21 protein-coding genes are annotated in these 19,572 nt (G+C 48.7%); all 21 read right to left on the reverse strand.

The genetic code is table 11. From position 1 onward, the window contains the following. Positions 1-2 precede the first annotated feature (2 nt). Positions 3-311: a 50S ribosomal protein L24 gene (gene rplX, locus EVJ33_RS13580; RefSeq protein WP_021066612.1), complete on the reverse strand. Its 309-nt coding sequence runs from the start codon at positions 309-311 to the stop codon at positions 3-5. Positions 312-348: 37 nt separating this feature from the next. Continuing rightward, on the reverse strand, positions 349-717 hold the full coding sequence (rplN, locus tag EVJ33_RS13585) for a 50S ribosomal protein L14 (protein WP_012727667.1): 369 nt from the start codon (positions 715-717) through the stop codon (positions 349-351). Positions 718-760: 43 nt separating this feature from the next. Next, positions 761-1,021, reverse strand: a complete 261-nt coding sequence (gene rpsQ, locus EVJ33_RS13590) for a 30S ribosomal protein S17 (RefSeq protein WP_021066611.1) — start codon at positions 1,019-1,021, stop codon at positions 761-763. Positions 1,022-1,054: 33 nt separating this feature from the next. Further along, positions 1,055-1,258: a 50S ribosomal protein L29 gene (rpmC, locus tag EVJ33_RS13595; protein WP_012727669.1), complete on the reverse strand. Its 204-nt coding sequence runs from the start codon at positions 1,256-1,258 to the stop codon at positions 1,055-1,057. After that, the gene (gene rplP / locus EVJ33_RS13600) at positions 1,245-1,682 is read right to left on the reverse strand and encodes a 50S ribosomal protein L16 (protein ID WP_016508922.1); all 438 of its coding nucleotides are present in this window, start codon (positions 1,680-1,682) and stop codon (positions 1,245-1,247) included. Before rplP ends, rpmC begins: the two co-directional genes overlap by 14 nt. Positions 1,683-1,714: 32 nt before the next feature. Continuing rightward, positions 1,715-2,374, reverse strand: a complete 660-nt coding sequence (gene rpsC / locus EVJ33_RS13605; protein WP_114166686.1) for a 30S ribosomal protein S3 — start codon at positions 2,372-2,374, stop codon at positions 1,715-1,717. 13 nt (positions 2,375-2,387) lie between these two features. Beyond that, the gene (rplV, locus tag EVJ33_RS13610; RefSeq protein WP_034781699.1) at positions 2,388-2,720 is read right to left on the reverse strand and encodes a 50S ribosomal protein L22; all 333 of its coding nucleotides are present in this window, start codon (positions 2,718-2,720) and stop codon (positions 2,388-2,390) included. 20 nt (positions 2,721-2,740) lie between these two features. After that, positions 2,741-3,016 carry a 30S ribosomal protein S19 gene (gene rpsS, locus EVJ33_RS13615; RefSeq protein WP_012727673.1) on the reverse strand — a complete coding sequence of 92 codons (276 nt, stop codon included), beginning with the start codon at positions 3,014-3,016 and terminating at the stop codon, positions 2,741-2,743. A 66-nt stretch (positions 3,017-3,082) separates the two neighbouring features. Continuing rightward, positions 3,083-3,913: a 50S ribosomal protein L2 gene (gene rplB, locus EVJ33_RS13620; RefSeq protein ID WP_034781701.1), complete on the reverse strand. Its 831-nt coding sequence runs from the start codon at positions 3,911-3,913 to the stop codon at positions 3,083-3,085. A gap of 34 nt (positions 3,914-3,947) precedes the next feature. Beyond that, entirely contained in the window at positions 3,948-4,229 is a 282-nt protein-coding gene (rplW, locus tag EVJ33_RS13625; protein WP_034781704.1) for a 50S ribosomal protein L23, read from the reverse strand. Continuing rightward, positions 4,229-4,852 (reverse strand): 50S ribosomal protein L4, encoded by a 624-nt coding sequence (gene rplD / locus EVJ33_RS13630; RefSeq protein WP_034781706.1) that lies wholly within the window; start codon positions 4,850-4,852, stop codon positions 4,229-4,231. The genes rplW and rplD overlap by 1 nt, the downstream gene beginning before the upstream one ends. 28 nt (positions 4,853-4,880) lie before the next feature. Continuing rightward, complete coding sequence (gene rplC, locus EVJ33_RS13635; protein WP_034781707.1) at positions 4,881-5,507, reverse strand: 50S ribosomal protein L3; 627 nt, start codon at positions 5,505-5,507, stop codon at positions 4,881-4,883. A 61-nt stretch (positions 5,508-5,568) separates the two neighbouring features. Continuing rightward, positions 5,569-5,877: a 30S ribosomal protein S10 gene (gene rpsJ, locus EVJ33_RS13640; RefSeq protein ID WP_012727678.1), complete on the reverse strand. Its 309-nt coding sequence runs from the start codon at positions 5,875-5,877 to the stop codon at positions 5,569-5,571. 378 nt (positions 5,878-6,255) lie between these two features. After that, the gene (locus EVJ33_RS13645; protein WP_131437952.1) at positions 6,256-6,765 is read right to left on the reverse strand and encodes a nucleotidyltransferase family protein; all 510 of its coding nucleotides are present in this window, start codon (positions 6,763-6,765) and stop codon (positions 6,256-6,258) included. 110 nt (positions 6,766-6,875) lie between these two features. Beyond that, positions 6,876-8,063 (reverse strand): elongation factor Tu, encoded by a 1,188-nt coding sequence (gene tuf / locus EVJ33_RS13650; protein ID WP_131437953.1) that lies wholly within the window; start codon positions 8,061-8,063, stop codon positions 6,876-6,878. Positions 8,064-8,177: 114 nt separating this feature from the next. Continuing rightward, on the reverse strand, positions 8,178-10,256 hold the full coding sequence (gene fusA, locus EVJ33_RS13655) for an elongation factor G (protein WP_131437954.1): 2,079 nt from the start codon (positions 10,254-10,256) through the stop codon (positions 8,178-8,180). A 116-nt stretch (positions 10,257-10,372) separates the two neighbouring features. Further along, on the reverse strand, positions 10,373-10,840 hold the full coding sequence (gene rpsG, locus EVJ33_RS13660; RefSeq protein WP_021066600.1) for a 30S ribosomal protein S7: 468 nt from the start codon (positions 10,838-10,840) through the stop codon (positions 10,373-10,375). A 48-nt stretch (positions 10,841-10,888) separates the two neighbouring features. Then, a complete protein-coding gene (rpsL, locus tag EVJ33_RS13665; protein WP_012727683.1) occupies positions 10,889-11,311 on the reverse strand; it encodes a 30S ribosomal protein S12 in 423 nt (140 codons plus the stop codon). A 288-nt stretch (positions 11,312-11,599) separates the two neighbouring features. Then, positions 11,600-15,199 carry a DNA-directed RNA polymerase subunit beta' gene (gene rpoC / locus EVJ33_RS13670; protein WP_131437955.1) on the reverse strand — a complete coding sequence of 1,200 codons (3,600 nt, stop codon included), beginning with the start codon at positions 15,197-15,199 and terminating at the stop codon, positions 11,600-11,602. A 22-nt stretch (positions 15,200-15,221) separates the two neighbouring features. Further along, positions 15,222-18,770, reverse strand: coding sequence for a DNA-directed RNA polymerase subunit beta (rpoB, locus tag EVJ33_RS13675; RefSeq protein WP_034781750.1), 3,549 nt, complete (start codon positions 18,768-18,770; stop codon positions 15,222-15,224). A 193-nt stretch (positions 18,771-18,963) separates the two neighbouring features. Continuing rightward, positions 18,964-19,560 (reverse strand): class I SAM-dependent methyltransferase, encoded by a 597-nt coding sequence (locus EVJ33_RS13680; RefSeq protein WP_131437956.1) that lies wholly within the window; start codon positions 19,558-19,560, stop codon positions 18,964-18,966. Positions 19,561-19,572: the final 12 nt, after the last annotated feature.

The following is a 19,572-nucleotide window of genomic DNA, read 5'->3' on the forward strand; positions in this document are numbered from 1 at the left end:
TCTTATTTATCGAGTACTTCGCCCGATTTCGCGACACGAACTTTTTTACCATCGACTACTTTGAAACCAACGCGAGTCGGTTTGCCCGTTTTAGGGTCGAGTGGCATGACGTTCGAGACGTGAATTGGTGCTTCGATTTCAAGGATACCGCCTTGTGGATTCGCTTGTGATGGTTTCGAGTGTTTTTTAATCACGTTGATACCTTCTACGACTACGCGGTTCTTGCTTGGCATAGCTTTGAGGATAACCCCTTGCTTGCCTTTATCTTTACCAGACATTACCTGGACTGTATCGCCTTTTTTAACATGCATCGTTTTGCGCACCTCCTTATAGGATTGAAATTGGAAATTAAAGTACTTCCGGTGCCAACGAAACGATCTTCATGAATTCTTTTTCACGAAGTTCACGTGCAACTGGCCCGAAGATCCGAGTGCCGCGTGGGCTCTTGTCATCTTTGATGATGACTGCTGCGTTCTCATCGAAACGGATGTACGAACCATCTTTACGACGAGCGCCGCGTTTTGTACGAACGACAACTGCTCTGACAACGTCACCTTTTTTAACAACGCCACCTGGTGTTGCTTGTTTTACCGTTGCGACGATGATGTCACCGATGTTGGCAGTCTTACGACCTGAACCACCGAGGACTTTAATTGTCAACAGTTCACGCGCGCCAGAGTTGTCTGCTACTTTCAAGCGAGATTCTTGTTGAATCATGCGAGTGTACCTCCCTCCGGATGTTTATAGATCCGAACTGTTATTAGATGATTACTGATTCTTCTACTACTGTTACGAGACGGAAACGTTTGTCTTTAGAAAGCGGACGTGTTTCCGCGATGCGGACGACATCGCCGATTTTAGCGACATTGTTCTCATCGTGCGCTTTAAATTTCTTCGTGTAGTTTACACGTTTGCCATAAAGCTTATGACGTACTTTTGTTTCAACTGCAACGACGATCGTTTTGTCCATTTTGTCAGACACGACGCGTCCAGTGAGTACTTTACGCTTATTGCGTTCCATGAGTGTTACCTCCTCTTAAAGAATCCGATTAGATTAGCCGTTGTTGATGCCGAGTTCGCGTTCACGAAGAATCGTTTTAGCACGCGCAATCGACTTGCGTACTTCACGGATACGAGCAGGATTCTCAAGCTGACCTGTAGCTAATTGGAAACGAAGGTTAAAGAGTTCTTCTTTCCACTCGCCTACTTTACCGTTGAGCTCTTCAGTTGTTGATTGACGGAGATCAGTTGCTTTCATTCGTATCACCACCATTTTCTTCACGTTTCACGAACTTACATTTAACTGGAAGTTTGTGCGCAGCAAGACGAAGTGCCTCACGTGCGACTTCCTCAGATACACCCGCGATTTCAAACATAACTTTGCCAGGCTTAACTACAGCTACCCAGCCTTCTGGAGCACCTTTACCCGAACCCATTCGGACTTCGAGAGGCTTTTTCGTGTATGGTTTGTGTGGGAAGATCTTGATCCACACTTTACCACCACGTTTCATATAACGTGTCATTGCGATACGTGCTGATTCGATTTGACGGTTTGTAATCCAGCTCGCTTCGAGCGATTGGAGACCGAATTCACCGAAATGTACTGTTGTGCCGCGTTTTGCATTCCCGCGCATTTTACCACGGTGTACACGACGATATTTCACGCGTTTAGGTAACAACATAGTGTGTTGCCTCCTTCCTGAAAGAGTGTTTATTATTCAGCGTTTTTAGCTGTGTTGTTTTTTGTTGGAAGAACTTCACCATGGTACAACCAGACTTTAATTCCGATTTTACCATAAGTTGTGTCAGCTTCAGCTGTTCCGTAGTCGATGTCGGCACGGAGTGTGTGAAGTGGAACTGTTCCTTCCGAGTACTTCTCTGAACGAGCGATATCAGCGCCACCAAGACGACCAGAAACTTCTGTTTTGATCCCTTTGATGCCAGTGCGCATCGAACGTTGGATTGATTGTTTCATTGCACGACGGAATGACACACGGCCTTCCAATTGACGAGCGATGTTTTCAGCAACAAGTTTCGCGACAGCGTCCGCATTTTTCACTTCAACAACGTTGATGTGAACACGTTTGCCTTCAGCAAGCTTGATGATGTTTTTACGGAGTGACTCGATTTCCGAACCACCTTTACCGATAACCATACCTGGTTTCGCAGTGTGAAGCGAAATGTTCACGCGGTTTGCAGCGCGTTCGATTTCTACTTTAGAAATACTAGCATCCTTCATTTTGTTTTCGATGTATTCACGAATAACGTAGTCTTCATGAAGGAGATCTGCGTAGTCTTTCTCAGCGTACCAACGCGAATCCCAGTCTTTGATAATACCAACGCGAAGACCGTGCGGATTTACCTTTTGACCCACTACATATCCCTCCTTATTTCTCAGTTACCACGATGTGGATGTGGCTTGTGCGTTTGTTAATACGGCTTGCGCGACCCATCGCACGTGGGCGGAAGCGTTTGAGTGTTGGACCTTCGTTGACGTAGATTTCCGACACCACAAGGTTCTCAATATTCATATCGTAGTTGTGCTCTGCGTTTGCAATCGCTGACTTCAATACTTTTTCAACGATTGGCGACGCTGCCTTGTTCGTGTGAGCAAGGACAGAGAGCGCTTCGCCGACTTGTTTCCCGCGAATTAAGTCTACAACGAGACGTGCTTTGCGAGGAGCAAGACGGACCATATTAGCTGATGCTTTAGCTTGCATGGATTTGACCTCCCCTCAAATTACCGTTTCGTTTTCTTGTCTGATCCGTGACCTTTGTACGTGCGTGTTGGAGCGAATTCACCAAGTTTGTGACCGACCATGTCTTCTGTCACGAATACTGGTACGTGTTTGCGACCATCGTGTACACCGAACGTGTGACCCATGAATTCTGGGAAGATTGTCGAGCGACGTGACCAAGTTTTGATGACTTGCTTCTCACCAGATTCGTTGAGTTTGTCAACTTTAGCGAGCAAATGGTGATCTGCGAATGGACCTTTTTTCAAGCTGCGACCCATGATAGAACCTCCCTTTGGAATGATTCGGGAACGGCCCTTTCGAACCGCCCGAGAATCATGTAGTAATTATTTCTTACGGCGACGAAGGATGTACATGTCGCTCGATTTGTTTTTCTTACGTGTTTTAAGACCAAGAGCTGGTTTACCCCAAGGAGTAAGTGGGCCCGAACGACCGATTGGCGCACGACCTTCACCACCACCGTGTGGGTGATCAACCGGGTTCATTACAGAACCACGTACTGTTGGGCGTTTGCCTAACCAACGTGAACGTCCTGCTTTACCGATGTTTACAAGTTCGTGTTCTTCGTTACCAACTGAACCGACTGTCGCGCGGCAAGTGCCGAGGAACAAGCGTGATTCACCTGATTGAAGACGAACGATGACGTACTTGCCGTCACGTCCTTGGATTTGTGCCGATGCACCAGCCGCACGAACAAGCTGACCGCCCTTACCAGGCTTAAGCTCGATGTTGTGGATAGTAGTACCGACAGGGATGTTCACGAGTGGAAGAGCGTTCCCCACTTTGATATCCGCCTCAGGACCAGACATGATTTCCATGCCTACTTTGATGCCCTTAGGAGCGAGGATGTAACGTTTCTCACCATCTGCATAGTTGATGAGGGCGATGTTCGCTGAACGGTTTGGATCGTATTCGATCGTAGCAACGCGTCCGACGATGCCATCTTTGTTACGTTTGAAATCGATGATACGGTATTTACGTTTGTGCCCGCCACCTTGGTGACGTACAGTCAAACGACCTTGGTTGTTACGACCGCCTTTTTTCGAAAGCTTTTCAGTTAACGATTTTTCAGGGCGATTCGTTGTGATCTCTGCAAAGTCGAGAGATGTCATGTTACGGCGACCGTTAGTGGTCGGCTTAAACTTTTTAATTGCCATCGAGGATTCCCTCCTTTTCTTCTAAGGTAGTAAATTAACCGAGGAAGTCGATTGTGTTGCCTTCAGCAAGGGTTACGATCGCTTTTTTACGACGAGCTGTGTAACCAGAGTGACGACCGACACGTTTCGCTTTCGGTTTCATGTTCATTGTGTTTACCGAAGCAACTTTCACATTGAAGATTGTTTCGATAGCGTACTTCACTTGCGATTTAGTCGCTTTAACGTCGATCTCGAAAACGTATTTGTTAGCTTCCATGAGGCTAACAGAACGCTCAGTGATGATAGGACGTTTGATGATATCGTATGCTTGAGCCATTATGCAAGCACCTCCTCTACCTTCGCAACCGCATCTTTAGTGAAGATGACTTTGTCGTTAGCAACGAGGTCAAGAACGTTAACGCCTGCTGCCTCGATCACAGTCACTCCTGGGATGTTACGAGCTGCGAGAGCGATAGTCTCATTGTAGTCCGCTGTGACTACAAGAGCCTTACGTTCTACTGACAAGCTGTTCAAAACAGCAGCCATGTCTTTTGTTTTTGGTGCATCGAAAGCAAGGCCTTCGAGGACGATCATTTCGTTGTTTTTCACTTTCGACGAAAGAGCCGAGAGAAGTGCTAAACGACGAACTTTTTTAGGAAGCTTGTAAGAGTATGAACGTGGTGTTGGACCGAAGACTGTACCACCACCAACCCATTGTGGTGAGCGGATAGAACCTTGGCGCGCACGACCAGTTCCCTTTTGTTTCCATGGTTTACGGCCGCCACCGCGTACTTCCGAGCGACCTTTCGTATCGTGAGTACCTTGACGGCGTGATGCTTGTTGCATGACGATCGCGTCATAAAGTACTGAGTCGTTTGGCTCGATACCGAAAATGGCTTCTGCCAATTCGATCTCGCCAACTTGTGAACCTGTTTGGTTAAGCAAAGCTACTTTAGGCATTCGTAATTCCTCCTTTCCGTGCAGTTAATTAGTTACCTTTTACCGCTGTTTTGATGATGACGTTCGACTTGCGAGCGCCTGGGATTGCGCCTTTAACGAGTACAAGGCCGCGTTCCGCGTCAACTTTGACAACTTCAAGGTTTTGAATCGTTTTACGCTCTCCACCCATTTGACCAGGAAGAAGCTTCCCTTTAAATACGCGGTTAGGAGCTACAGGACCCATCGAACCAGGACGACGGTGGTAGCGCGAACCGTGAGCCATTGGTCCACGTGATTGTCCGTGACGCTTGATCGCACCTTGGAATCCTTTACCTTTCGATGTACCTGTTACGTCTACTAATTCACCTGCAGCGAAAATGTCCGCCTTGATCTCTTGACCGATTTCGTATCCTTCTACTGAAGTACGAATCTCTTTCATGAAGCGCTTAGGTGTCGCGTTTGCTTTCGCAGCGTGACCTTTTGCCGGTTTGTTTTGACGTGATTCTTTGATGTCTCCGAAACCGAGTTGAACTGCTTCGTAACCGTCAGTTTCAACTGTTTTAAGTTGAAGTACGACGTTTCCTTCGACAGCAACTACTGTTACCGGTACGACTTCGCCTGCTTCGTTGAAGATTTGAGTCATACCAAGTTTTGTTCCTAAGATTCCTTTAGCCATGAGATACACCTCCTGTTTAATAATTATTGTCTCTTCTGGCTAGTATCTACTATATGAAGAATTAAAGTTTGATTTCGATGTCAACACCTGATGGTAATTCGAGGCGCATAAGCGCATCAACCGTTTTTGGTGTTGGGTTAACGATGTCGATCAAGCGTTTGTGTGTACGCATCTCGAACTGCTCACGAGCATCTTTGTACTTGTGAACCGCACGAAGGATCGTGTAGATCGATTTCTCAGTTGGAAGCGGGATTGGTCCCGAAACCTTTGCACCTGAACGCTTCGCAGTATCAACGATTTTCTCAGCTGATTGATCGAGTACGCGATGGTCGTATGCTTTTAAACGAATACGGATTTTTTCATTTGCCATGTAAGTTTCCCTCCTTTGTCGCCTATTTTTAAAAATAGACAGTTCTCCGCGGAAATTTCCACACCGGCCATGGCAAAGCTGCCTGGCGTGTCATAACCTCCCGCTTCATCGCAGCGTGCTTGTGTCAGCAGAGGTATCCGATCATTGCAAATCAACGATTGGACCCGGTTTCTGCTGTAAAGTCTCTCACCACTCGCACAAACACTTAATCATTATATCGAATCTACATATGAAATGCAAGATTTGATTTTTAAATTGTGCCGGATGTCTGGTGCGTTGTTCAACGTTCACTAATGTAACAAGATTTGAACCCTTTTGCAAGCTATTTTCCTTCTTTTGTTGAACTATTTGTTTCAAGAACCGCCATGCCAACTCGACCTAGCGTTTCATACGTGCTCCAAAGCGCTCCGTGACAGATTCGATGACCGAGGCTGGGGCTCGTTTCAAGCAGGTTTGGACAATCGTTTCATTCATTGGATGGGTTTCGAAGTATTGGCTTAACCGTTCAAGCTTATCGATACGGTTCATCACCGTATACAGCACAATCCACTCTTCGAGATGCATCCAACTGCCGGTCGGTTCAATATATGGATGTGTATAGATCCCATCGGTGCACTTCATCCGAAAACTAGCCATCACATCAATGTCTCCGCCTTCGAACTCATATTCCCCAAAATAGGTCGTCACGTAATCTAGATGTGGCGCCGACTCGACTTTTCTCCCGGCACGGCTCAATACTTGATCCAATCGCTCGAATTGATCCGGTTCGACAAACACATCCAAGTCGTTCGCTGTTTCGATTAATCCATGTTGCTTCAATAACGTCGATCCACCGAACCGACACGCGATCCCGTTCAAGCGACATATCGTTTCGACTTGCTTCTCCATCATCGTCTCCCCTTTCGTTCGACATATGTCCCATCTTACCACGTCTCGCCACAAAACAAAAAAGCAGCCCGCAAAATGCGGACTGCTTGAAAGGTCAGTGTATCAATCGATTACTCGATGATTTCAGTTACTGAACCAGCGCCTACTGTACGGCCACCCTCACGGATTGAGAAACGTGTTCCGTCTTCGATCGCGATTGTAGAAATCAATTCGATCGTCAACTCGATGTTGTCTCCTGGCATTACCATTTCAGTACCTTCTGGAAGGTGAACGATACCTGTTACGTCAGTTGTACGGAAGTAGAACTGCGGACGGTAGTTCGCGAAGAATGGCGTGTGACGGCCACCCTCTTCTTTAGAAAGAACGTAGATCGAAGCTTTGAACTTCGAGTGCGGCGTGATTGAACCTGGCTTAGCAAGTACTTGTCCACGCTCGATGTCTTCACGTGATACACCACGGAGAAGAGCACCGATGTTGTCGCCAGCTTCAGCGTAGTCGAGAAGCTTACGGAACATCTCTACACCAGTACATACAGTTTTCTTAGTTTCTTCTGTAAGACCAACGATTTCAACTTCGTCGTTGACGCGGAGAACACCACGCTCAACACGACCAGTCGCTACAGTACCGCGACCAGTGATTGAGAATACGTCCTCAACTGGCATCATGAATTCTTTGTCCGTGTCACGAACTGGCTCAGGGATGTACTCATCAACAGCGTTCATGAGTTCCATGATTTTTTCTTCCCACTGTGCTTCGCCGTTAAGCGCGCCAAGTGCTGAACCTTTGATTACAGGGAGGTCGTCGCCTGGGAAGTCGTACTCAGAAAGAAGTTCACGGATTTCCATTTCAACGAGCTCGAGGAGTTCTTCGTCGTCAACCATGTCAACTTTGTTCATGAATACGACGATGAAAGGAACACCTACTTGACGTGAAAGAAGGATGTGCTCACGTGTTTGTGGCATTGGGCCATCAGTTGCAGAAACAACGAGGATCGCGCCGTCCATTTGTGCAGCACCAGTGATCATGTTTTTAACATAGTCAGCGTGACCTGGGCAGTCAACGTGTGCATAGTGGCGTTTTTCTGTTTCGTACTCGATGTGAGCTGTTGCGATTGTGATACCGCGCTCGCGCTCTTCAGGAGCACCATCGATTGCGTCAAACTTTGTAGCTGTTTTCCCTTGTGCTTTTGAAAGTACAGCTGAGATCGCTGCAGTCAAAGTTGTTTTACCGTGGTCGACGTGGCCAATTGTACCAACGTTAACGTGCGGTTTAGAACGGTCGAATTTTTCTTTACCCATTCTAGATTCCTCCTCTATTAGACAATTAATTTTTATTTAACTAGGAAGACGTAGGCTACTTTTAACATACGTCCTCCTTAGCTTACAACAATCAATTCAGCGTTACAACCGTTATTAGCCGTTCGCTTTTTTGATGATTTCTTCTGCGATTGACTTCGGCACTTCTTCATAGTGATCGAAGTGCATCGAGTACGTTCCACGTCCTTGCGTACGTGAACGAAGTGATGTCGCATAACCGAACATTTCTGAAAGTGGAACCATTGCTTTAACGACTTGTGCGTTACCGCGTGCTTCCATACCTTCTACGCGTCCACGGCGTGACGTGACGTCACCCATGATGTCTCCCAAGTATTCTTCTGGGATGACAACTTCAACACGCATCATTGGCTCAAGGATAACAGCTTTCGCTTGCTCCTTAAGTTGTTTAACCGCCATCGAAGCAGCAACTTTAAACGCCATCTCGTTCGAGTCGACATCGTGGTACGATCCGAAGACGAGGGCAGCTTTAACGTCAACTACTGGGTAACCAGCGAGGATACCGTTTTCGAGAGCTTCTTCAATCCCGTTTTGAACAGCTGGGACGTATTCACGTGGTACAACACCACCGACGATCTTGTTCTCGAATGCGAATCCAGCGCCTTCTTCGTTCGGCTCGAATTCTACGACAACGTGACCGTACTGACCGCGTCCACCTGATTGACGTACGAATTTCGAATCGATCTTCGCAGCGCCACGGATTGTCTCACGGTAAGCAACTTGTGGTGCACCAACGTTAGCTTCTACTTTGAATTCGCGACGCATACGGTCAACGAGGATATCAAGGTGAAGCTCACCCATACCAGAGATGATCGTTTGACCAGTCTCTTGGTTTGTTTCAGTGCGGAAAGTTGGATCCTCTTCTGCGAGTTTCGCGAGGGCTTGACCCATCTTGTCTTGGTCAGCTTTCGATTTAGGCTCGATAGCGACCGAGATAACTGGTTCTGGGAATGTCATTGACTCGAGAACGACGTTGTCTTTCTCTGAGCAAAGTGTATCACCAGTCGTAGTATCTTTAAGACCAACAGCTGCGGCGATGTCACCAGCGAATACCATTGGGATTTCTTCACGGCTGTTCGCGTGCATTTGAAGGATACGACCGAGGCGCTCACGCTTACCTTTAGTCGAGTTCTTCACATACGAACCAGCTTGTGCTGTACCAGAGTACACGCGGAAGAACGTCAATTTACCGACGTAAGGATCCGTCATGACTTTGAACGCAAGTGCCGAGAACGGAGCTTCGTCAGAAGGCTCACGCGTGATTTCTTCTTCTGTGTCGAGGTTGATCCCTTTGATTGACTCAACGTCAACTGGTGACGGGAGGTAATCAACAACAGCGTTCAACATCAATTGAACACCTTTGTTTTTGAAGGCCGAACCAACGAGTACAGGGTAGAATTCTACGCTGAGTGTTGCTTTACGAATACCAGCTTTGAGTTCTTCGATAGAGATCTCTTCGCCTTCGAGGTATTTCATCATCAACTCTTCGTTGTAGTCAGCGACCGCTTCGATCAATTGACCGCGAAGTTCTTCAGCTTCATCAGCCATGTCAGCTGGGAAGCCATCTGTTACTTCGATGTCAGTACCGAGGTCGTTCGAGTACATGTACGTCTTCATTTCGACGAGGTCGACGATTCCTTTGAATTCGTCTTCTGCACCGATTGGAAGTTGGATTGGGTGTGCATTTGCATGCAAGCGCTCGTGAAGTGTTTTCACCGAGTACAAGAAGTCCGCACCGATCTTATCCATCTTGTTGACGAATACGACACGTGGAACACCGTAAGTCGTCGCTTGACGCCATACAGTTTCTGTTTGTGGTTCAACACCTGACTGAGCGTCAAGTACTGCAACTGCGCCATCAAGTACACGGAGTGAACGTTCAACTTCAACAGTGAAGTCTACGTGTCCAGGTGTATCGATGATGTTTACACGGTGGCCATTCCACTGTGCAGTTGTCGCAGCAGAAGTGATCGTGATTCCACGCTCTTGCTCCTGCTCCATCCAGTCCATTTGTGAAGCTCCTTCATGAGTTTCACCAATTTTGTGGATACGACCTGTGTAATAAAGAATACGTTCAGTTGTTGTCGTTTTACCGGCATCGATGTGAGCCATGATCCCGATGTTACGAGTATTCTTTAGGGAGAATTCTCTTGCCATACTGGGTATTCTCCTTCCGCATGTGTTTTTCGTGTGCTGGCACACGATATGATTATACCCGAAAGCCACTCCATTAAGCCACCGCTTGGTGACGTGGAGTGGTCTTTACGTTTAACTTACCAACGATAGTGAGCAAACGCTTTGTTCGCTTCTGCCATCTTATGCATGTCTTCGCGTTTCTTAACAGATGCACCAGTGTTGTTGGCTGCATCCATGATTTCGTTCGCGATACGTTGCTCCATCGTTTTCTCGTTGCGGAGACGAGCGTAGTTCACGAGGTAACGAAGACCAAGTGTCGTACGGCGCTCTGGACGAACTTCAACAGGAACTTGGTAGTTTGCTCCACCAACACGGCGAGCTTTAACTTCAAGTACAGGCATGATGTTGTTCATTGCTTCTTCGAACACTTCCATAGGCTCTTTGCCTGAGCGTTCAGCGATGAGGCCAAATGCGTTGTAAATGATAGTTTGAGCTGTACCTTTTTTACCGTCTAACATGACACGGTTAATGAGGCGAGTTACCAATTTCGAGTTGTAGATCGGATCTGCGATAACGTCACGACGTTCTGCACGGTTTTTACGCATCCGAGTACCCTCCTTTCAAAATTTCAGTAGTTTTTAGTTTCGCGAGAATTACTTCTTCGCAGCTTTCGGACGTTTCGTACCGTATTTAGAACGGCCTTGCATACGTCCGTCCACACCTGCAGTGTCAAGCGCACCACGAACGATGTGGTAACGTACCCCTGGTAAGTCTTTTACACGTCCTCCACGGATAAGAACAACGCTGTGCTCTTGAAGGTTGTGGCCAATACCTGGAATGTACGCAGTCACTTCGATTTGGTTAGTCAAACGAACACGAGCATACTTACGTAATGCCGAGTTCGGTTTCTTCGGAGTCATTGTACCAACACGTGTACAAACACCACGTTTCTGTGGCGAGCTCACGTTTGTTTGTGACTTGATGAAACTGTTGTAACCTTTGTTAAGTGCTGGAGAGTCAGATTTAACGACTTTCGATTTACGTCCTTTACGGACTAACTGGTTGATAGTAGGCATCTTTGAAGATCCTCCCTTCCTGAATTATGCTATTTTCTAGACCCACCGACCCGGGTGGTTCATTTAAGGTCATAACGAAACGCTTTTACGAGGCGTAGGCATTCCATGACCTCGCAAAAACGTGAGTTATACCTTGAAAGTGGCAATAATAGCAGCCAAACCTTTCCGAAGAAAGATCGGGTGACGTCCGAGTAGCTTGCCGACTGCTGGACACCGTTGTCATCGACAACAACCGATTGGCGGCACTAAATCATAGTAGCACCGCCAACCTATGCTGTCAAGACGTTTTTATTCGACTGTCGTGTCTTCGAGAACGGCTTTCGTCTCTTCTTCTTTGAGCTGGACATCGCGGTAAACCGGCATCCCAGTACCAGCTGGAACGAGTTTCCCGATGATGACGTTCTCTTTGAGTCCGAGGAGATAGTCGCGCTTGCCTTTGATGGCAGCATCTGTCAATACACGAGTTGTTTCTTGGAACGAAGCGGCCGAGAGGAACGAATCTGTCTCAAGCGACGCTTTCGTGATTCCGAGAAGGACCGGTTTCGCTGTCGCCGGGCTCTTGCCTTCGCGGAGCGCATCTTTACATGCTTCTTTGAAGACGCTGATGTCGACGAGCGAACCAGGGAGGAGTGGCGTATCACCAGACTCGATGACTTTGACGCGGCGAAGCATTTGGCGAACCATAACTTCGACGTGTTTGTCGCCGATCTCTACCCCTTGCATCCGGTAAACTTTTTGTACTTCTTGGAGAAGGTAGTTTTGAACACCAGATACACCACGGACGGCGAGCAATTCTTTCGGATCGATCGAACCTTCCGTGAAGACTTCTCCGGCTTCTACCGTGTCCCCGATTTGAACACGAAGACGTGCTCCGAACGGGATCGTGTACGTACGTGTCTCGCTGAGTCCTTCGACCGTGAGTTCACGCTTGTCACGCGACTCTGTGAAGTCGATGACCGTACCCGGGATTTCCGAGATGACCGCTTGCCCTTTCGGGTTACGAGCCTCGAATACCTCTTGGATACGCGGAAGACCTTGTGTGATATCGTCCCCGGCTACACCACCTGTGTGGAAGGTACGCATTGTAAGCTGCGTTCCTGGCTCACCGATCGATTGCGCGGCGATGATACCGACAGCTTCGCCGACTTCAACGTTCGAGCCAGTCGCCAAGTTGCGGCCATAACATTTTTTACATACGCCGTGTGACGTGTTACATGTAAAGGCTGTCCGGATTTCAACTCGTTCGATTCCAGCGTCGACGATGTCGCGAGCGAGATCTTCGGTAATCAATTGGTTTTTCTCGACCATGACTTCACCCGTTTCCGGATGTGCCACTGTCTCGAACGCTGTACGGCCGACGAGGCGGTCATACAAGTTTTCGATTTCTTCCGTGCCTTCGCGGAGGGCGGCGACGCGGATACCGCGGTCCGTTCCACAATCTTCTTCACGGATGATGACATCTTGGGCTACGTCAACGAGACGACGCGTCAAGTAACCTGAGTCAGCCGTCTTAAGGGCTGTATCGGCAAGACCTTTACGCGCACCGTGCGTCGAGATGAAGTACTCTTGTACCGTCAGACCTTCACGGAATGAAGATTTGATCGGAAGTTCGATGATGCGGCCAGATGGAGCGGCCATCAAACCACGCATCCCTGCGAGCTGCGTGAAGTTGGACGCGTTACCACGGGCACCTGAGTCAGACATCATGAAGATTGGGTTCAAGCGATTGAGGGATTTCATCAATCGTGATTGAATCTCATCTTTCGCTTCGTTCCAAGAGCGTACAACGCGCTCGTAACGCTCATCTTCAGTGATGAGACCGCGACGGAATGACTTCATGATTTGGTCGACTTGGGCTTGCGCTTCATCGAGGATTTCTTGTTTGTCCGGAAGAACGATGATATCAGCGATTCCGACCGTCACACCGGCTTTCGTCGAGTGTTTGAAGCCGAGATCTTTCATCCGGTCAAGCATGCGGCTTGTTTCAGTCGTTTCAAACTTCTGGAACACTTCCGCGATGACTTTTCCAAGGAATCCTTTTTTGAACGGCTCGATGAGTGGACGTGAGGCGATTTCTTCCGCCACGTTGGCACCTTTGTCGATGAAGTACTTATCAGGCGTTGCTTCCTGCAAGTTTTCCATCGTCGGTTCGTTCAAGTATGGGAACGTGTTCGGCAAGATCTCGTTAAAGATCATCTTACCGACCGTTGTGATCAACAATTTCTCGTTTTGCTCATCTGTGAACGTCGGGTTGTTGAGCGTCCGTGCTGGAAGAGCCACACGTGTATGCAAATGGACGTAGCCATTTTGATACGCGATAAGCGCTTCGTTCACGTTCGACAAAATTTTCCCTTGTCCGACGGCATCGTCGCGTTCAAGCGAGATGTAGTAGTTACCGAGGACCATATCCTGCGATGGTGTAACGACTGGTTTTCCGTCTTTCGGGTTCAAGATGTTTTGCGCTGCGAGCATGAGAAGGCGAGCTTCGGCTTGCGCTTCGGCAGAAAGTGGTACGTGGACCGCCATTTGGTCACCATCGAAGTCGGCGTTATAAGCCGTACATACGAGCGGGTGAAGGCGAATCGCACGGCCTTCGACGAGAATCGGTTCGAAAGCTTGAATCCCTAGGCGGTGAAGCGTAGGGGCACGGTTCAAGAGAACCGGATGCTCACGAATGACTTCTTCGAGGACGCCCCAGATTTCTGGTTGCATCTTCTCAATCTTACGTTTGGCGTTCTTGATGTTCGATGCGATGCCGCGACCGACAAGCTCTTTCATCACGAACGGTTTGAAGAGTTCAAGTGCCATCTCTTTCGGGAGACCACACTGGTACATCTTCAAGTTTGGTCCAACGACGATCACCGAACGTCCTGAGTAGTCGACCCGTTTACCAAGAAGGTTTTGACGGAAACGACCTTGTTTCCCTTTCAACATGTGTGAAAGTGATTTCAATGGACGGTTACCTGGACCTGTGACCGGACGACCACGACGACCGTTGTCGATGAGGGCGTCAACCGCTTCTTGAAGCATACGCTTCTCGTTTTGCACGATGATGTTCGGCGCGCCGAGGTCGAGCAAACGTTTGAGACGGTTGTTACGGTTGATGACTCGACGATACAAATCGTTCAAGTCAGAAGTCGCAAAGCGTCCCCCGTCGAGCTGCACCATTGGGCGAAGCTCTGGCGGGATGACAGGAAGTACTTCAAGGATCATCCAATCTGGATCATTGCCTGATGTGAAGAATGCATCGAGCACTTCAAGGCGTTTGATCGCACGTGTGCGACGCTGACCTTGAACCGTCTTCAATTCTTCGCGGAGTTCTCCGACTTCCTTCTCGAGTTGAACGTCTTGAAGGAGTGTCCGGATCGCTTCCGCACCCATGTCTGCTCTGAAGTCACTACCGTATTTTTCACGGTAGAGACGGTATTCTTTTTCCGAGAGAAGTTGTTTCTTCTCAAGCGGGGTGTCACCTGGCTCCGTCACGACGTACGACGCGAAGTAGATCACTTCTTCGAGCGCACGTGGTGACATGTCGAGAACAAGCCCCATTCGGCTTGGAATCCCTTTGAAGTACCAGATGTGCGAAACTGGTGCCGCGAGCTCGATATGGCCCATACGCTCGCGACGCACTTTCGCTTTCGTCACTTCAACGCCACAACGGTCACAAATGACTCCTTTATAACGGATCCGTTTGTATTTCCCGCAGTAACATTCCCAGTCTTTCGTAGGACCGAAGATTCGTTCACAGAACAATCCGTCCTTCTCTGGTTTGAGTGTACGATAGTTGATCGTTTCCGGCTTTTTGACTTCCCCGTAAGACCACGAACGGATCTTCTCAGGTGAAGCCAAGCCGATTTTCATATATTCAAATCGATTAACATCTACCAAGGGGCCGACCTCCCTTTTCGCCTTATTCCTCTTCCGTAACAGTCGGTTGAACGACTTGTTCTAACGCCGATGTTGCGTTCGGGATGTTGTCGTCATCTTCATCTTTCATTTCAACTTCTTCATCGTCCGCAGACATCATCTTGACTTCCATACCGAGCGCTTGGAGCTCTTTGATCAAGACGCGGAACGATTCAGGAACGCCCGCTTTCGGAACGCTCTCACCTTTCACGATGGCCTCGTATGCTTTCACACGGCCAACCGTGTCATCCGACTTGATTGTAAGGATTTCTTGGAGCGTGTAGGCTGCGCCGTACGCTTCAAGTGCCCATACTTCCATCTCACCGAAACGCTGTCCACCGAACTGTGCTTTACCACCGAGCGGTTGTTGCGTGACGAGCGAGTATGGTCCTGTCGAACGAGCGTGAAGTTTATCATCAACCATGTGCGCGAGTTTGATCATGTACATGACACCGACCGAGACGCGGTTATCGAACGCTTCACCAGTACGACCGTCATAGAGACGAGTCTTGGCATCTTTGTCCATTCCAGCTTCTTCAATCGTTGCCCATACGTCTTCCTCACGCGCACCATCGAATACAGGTGTCGCCACTTTGATGCCGAGCTTTTTAGCCGCCATTCCAAGGTGGAGTTCGAGTACCTGACCGATGTTCATCCGTGATGGTACACCTAGTGGGTTAAGCATGATGTCAATCGGTGTGCCGTCCGGCATGTATGGCATATCTTCTTCAGGGAGGATTCGCGAGATAACACCTTTGTTACCGTGACGTCCCGCCATCTTATCCCCTTCGTGAATCTTACGTTTTTGAACGATGTAGACACGAACCATTTGGTTCACGCCCGGTGAGAGTTCGTCACCGTTTTCACGATCGAACACTTTGACATCCAAAATGATGCCGTCGCCGCCGTTTGGTACACGGAGTGACGTATCACGGACTTCACGTGCCTTCTCACCGAAGATCGCGTGCAAGAGACGCTCTTCCGCCGTCAATTCAGTCACGCCTTTAGGCGTTACTTTACCGACGAGGATATCGCCATCCTTGACTTCCGCACCGATGCGGATGATCCCACGGTCGTCCAAGTTGCGAAGTGCGTCATCCCCGACGTTTGGAATATCACGTGTGATTTCCTCAGGTCCGAGTTTCGTATCGCGTGATTCTGACTCGTACTCTTCGATATGAATCGATGTGTACACGTCATCTTTCACGAGACGCTCACTCATGATGATCGCATCCTCATAGTTGTAACCGTCCCATGTCATGAAGGCGACCACGACGTTACGGCCGAGCGCGAGCTCACCCATATCCATCGATGGACCGTCAGCAAGGATTTCTCCTTTTTCGACACGGTCACCAGCAGCGATGATCGGCTTCTGGTTGTAGCATGTCCCTTGGTTCGAACGGACATACTTTTGAAGTTTGTAGCGGTCAAGGTCACCTGATACCTCAGAACCGTTCACGTCAGATGTGCGGCGGACCAAGATTTCACGTGCTGTGACACGCTCGACGACACCTGGGAATTTCGCGATGATCGCGGCTCCAGAGTCTTTCGCTGATACGTACTCCATCCCAGTACCGATAATCGGTGAATCTGGTTGAAGAAGCGGTACAGCTTGACGTTGCATGTTCGCTCCCATGAGGGCACGGTTCGAGTCATCGTTCTCAAGGAACGGGATACATGCCGTCGCGGCAGAAACAACCTGTTTCGGCGATACGTCCATGTAATCGACTCGGTTCGGCTCAACTGACAAGTTTTGTCCGCGGAAGCGGCAAAGGACTTGTTCGTTGGCGAAACCGCCTTCTTCTGTGAGCGGCATGTTCGCCTGGGCGACGACGTAGAGATCTTCTTCATCCGCCGTCATATATTGAATCTCGCTCGTGACGAGACCTGTTTCTGGGTCGACTCGACGATACGGTGCTTCGATGAAGCCGTATTCGTTTACTTTCGCATAAGACGAAAGTGAGTTGATGAGACCGATGTTCGGTCCTTCTGGTGTTTCGATTGGACACATCCGACCGTAGTGCGAATAGTGAACGTCTCGAACTTCGAAACCAGCACGCTCACGTGTCAAACCACCCGGTCCAAGTGCAGAGAGACGACGCTTGTGCGTGAGCTCTGCGAGCGGGTTTGTTTGGTCCATGAACTGTGATAATTGCGAGCTACCGAAGAACTCTTTTAGCGATGCGATTACCGGGCGAATGTTGATAAGCGCCTGTGGTGTGATCGCATTTTGATCTTGAATCGACATCCGTTCTTTAACGACACGTTCCATACGAGAAAGCCCGATCCGGAATTGGTTTTGGAGAAGTTCTCCGACTGAACGAAGACGACGGTTTCCTAAGTGGTCGATGTCATCTGTTGTTCCGACTTCGTGTAGCAAGTTAAAGAAGTAGTTGATCGATGCGATGATATCAGCCGGCGTGATGTGCTTCACGCTACGGTCGATATTGCCGTTACCGATAATGTTCAAGATACGCTCTCCATCTGGGTCATCTGGTGAGATAACTTTGATTGATTGAAGACCGAACGGTTCACCTTCAGCGACGCCGCCTGTCGGCTCAGCATCCATATAACCGAGGCCGTTCTCCAAGTGTGGAAGAACGCGGTCGAGGTTGCGACGATCGAGGATTGTTCCAGCTTCAGCGATGACTTCGCCTGTTTCTGGGTCAACGAGCGTCTCGGCCAATTTTTGGCCGAAGAGACGGTTTTTAAGATGAAGTTTTTTGTTCATCTTGTAGCGACCGACGTTGGCAAGGTCGTAACGTTTTGGGTCGAAGAAACGAGATACGAGAAGTGACTTCGCGTTCTCAACCGTTGGTGGTTCACCAGGGCGGAGACGCTCGTAAATTTCGATCAACGCTTTTTCTGTTGATTCTGTATTATCTTTTTCAAGGGTGTTGCGAAGGTATTCGTCATCCCCAAGAAGGTCGATAATCTCTTGATCCGTACCGAATCCGAGGGCACGCAACAACACCGTTACCGGGATTTTGCGGGTACGGTCAATACGAACGTAAACGATATCTTTGGCATCTGTCTCAAGTTCGAGCCATGCACCACGGTTCGGAATGACTGTCGCACCGAAACCACGCTTACCGTTTTTATCGAGTTTCGCGTTGTAATAAACGCTTGGTGAACGAACAAGCTGGGAAACAATAACGCGTTCTGCACCGTTAATGATAAACGTTCCCGATTCTGTCATGAGCGGGAAATCACCCATGAATACTTCTTGTTCTTTGAGCTCACCTGTCTCTTTGTTTTGCAGACGTACTTTTACGCGCAACGGCGCAGAGTAAGTTACGTCTCGCTCCTTCGACTCATCGATCGAATACTTCGGCTCACTGAGCGAATAATCGATGAACTCGAGCACGAGGTTTCCAGTGAAGTCGGAGATTGGCGAAATGTCCGTAAACATCTCTTTCAATCCTTCACGTAAGAACCACTCGTAAGAAGCAGTTTGAATTTCAATCAAATTCGGAAGCTCTAATACCTCACTGATACGGGCAAAGCTTCTTCTCTGACGGTGACGACCGTACTGAACAAGTTGACCAGTCAACTGATTCACCTCTCAGACCCCCAATTCTCTATCGAATTTTTCGGGCGTAATAATCGAACATTGTCATTGAATGTCGTCTCTTTTCCGCGTCTAAAAAGCGGCAAACGCGGCAGTTCAAGGCGAATTCCATTCCAATGGCATTTTATAATGTTAGCATATACGTTATAGCGAGTCAACAAGACTTCACCGTTTGTCAAGAGCGAATTGCTCGGAAAATGAAATACCCTTTCTCTTTCACAACCGTCTCGACTTGACCAAATACATCTTCAAGCAACTTCTTGGCAGAAGGCGCTCCTTGTTTCTTTTGGATGACGACATAGAGCGCTCCACCTACGACGAGATGCGCATGCGCGTCTCGCAGAATCGTATGGACCACTTGCTTTCCGGCCCGAATTGGCGGATTGGTCACGATTGCGGCGAACTGTTCATCACCGACCGCGTCGTAAGCGTGGCTGAGCCGCGTCTCGATCGTCACTCCGTTCTGGGCGGCGTTTTGCTCTGACAAGGCAAGCGCTCGCTCGTTCACGTCGACGAGGAGTGCTTCACGCCCAGAGGCGTCGGCAAGCGAGATCCCCATCGGACCGTAGCCGCAGCCCACATCTAAAATGCGCCCTTCAACATCAGGCACTTCAAATGATTCGATTAAGAGACGTGACCCAAAATCGACCGATCCTTTCGAGAACACGCCGCGGTCCGAGGTGAAGCGATATGTCTTCCCTCGTAACTCGTACGTCCATGTCTCAGGGGCACTTTTCGAACGAGGGTCGTTCGTATAGTAATGATCTCCCATGCATTGAACCTC

It is taken from the genome of Exiguobacterium sp. SL-10 (assembly GCF_004337025.1).
GTDB lineage: Bacteria > Bacillota > Bacilli > Exiguobacteriales > Exiguobacteriaceae > Exiguobacterium.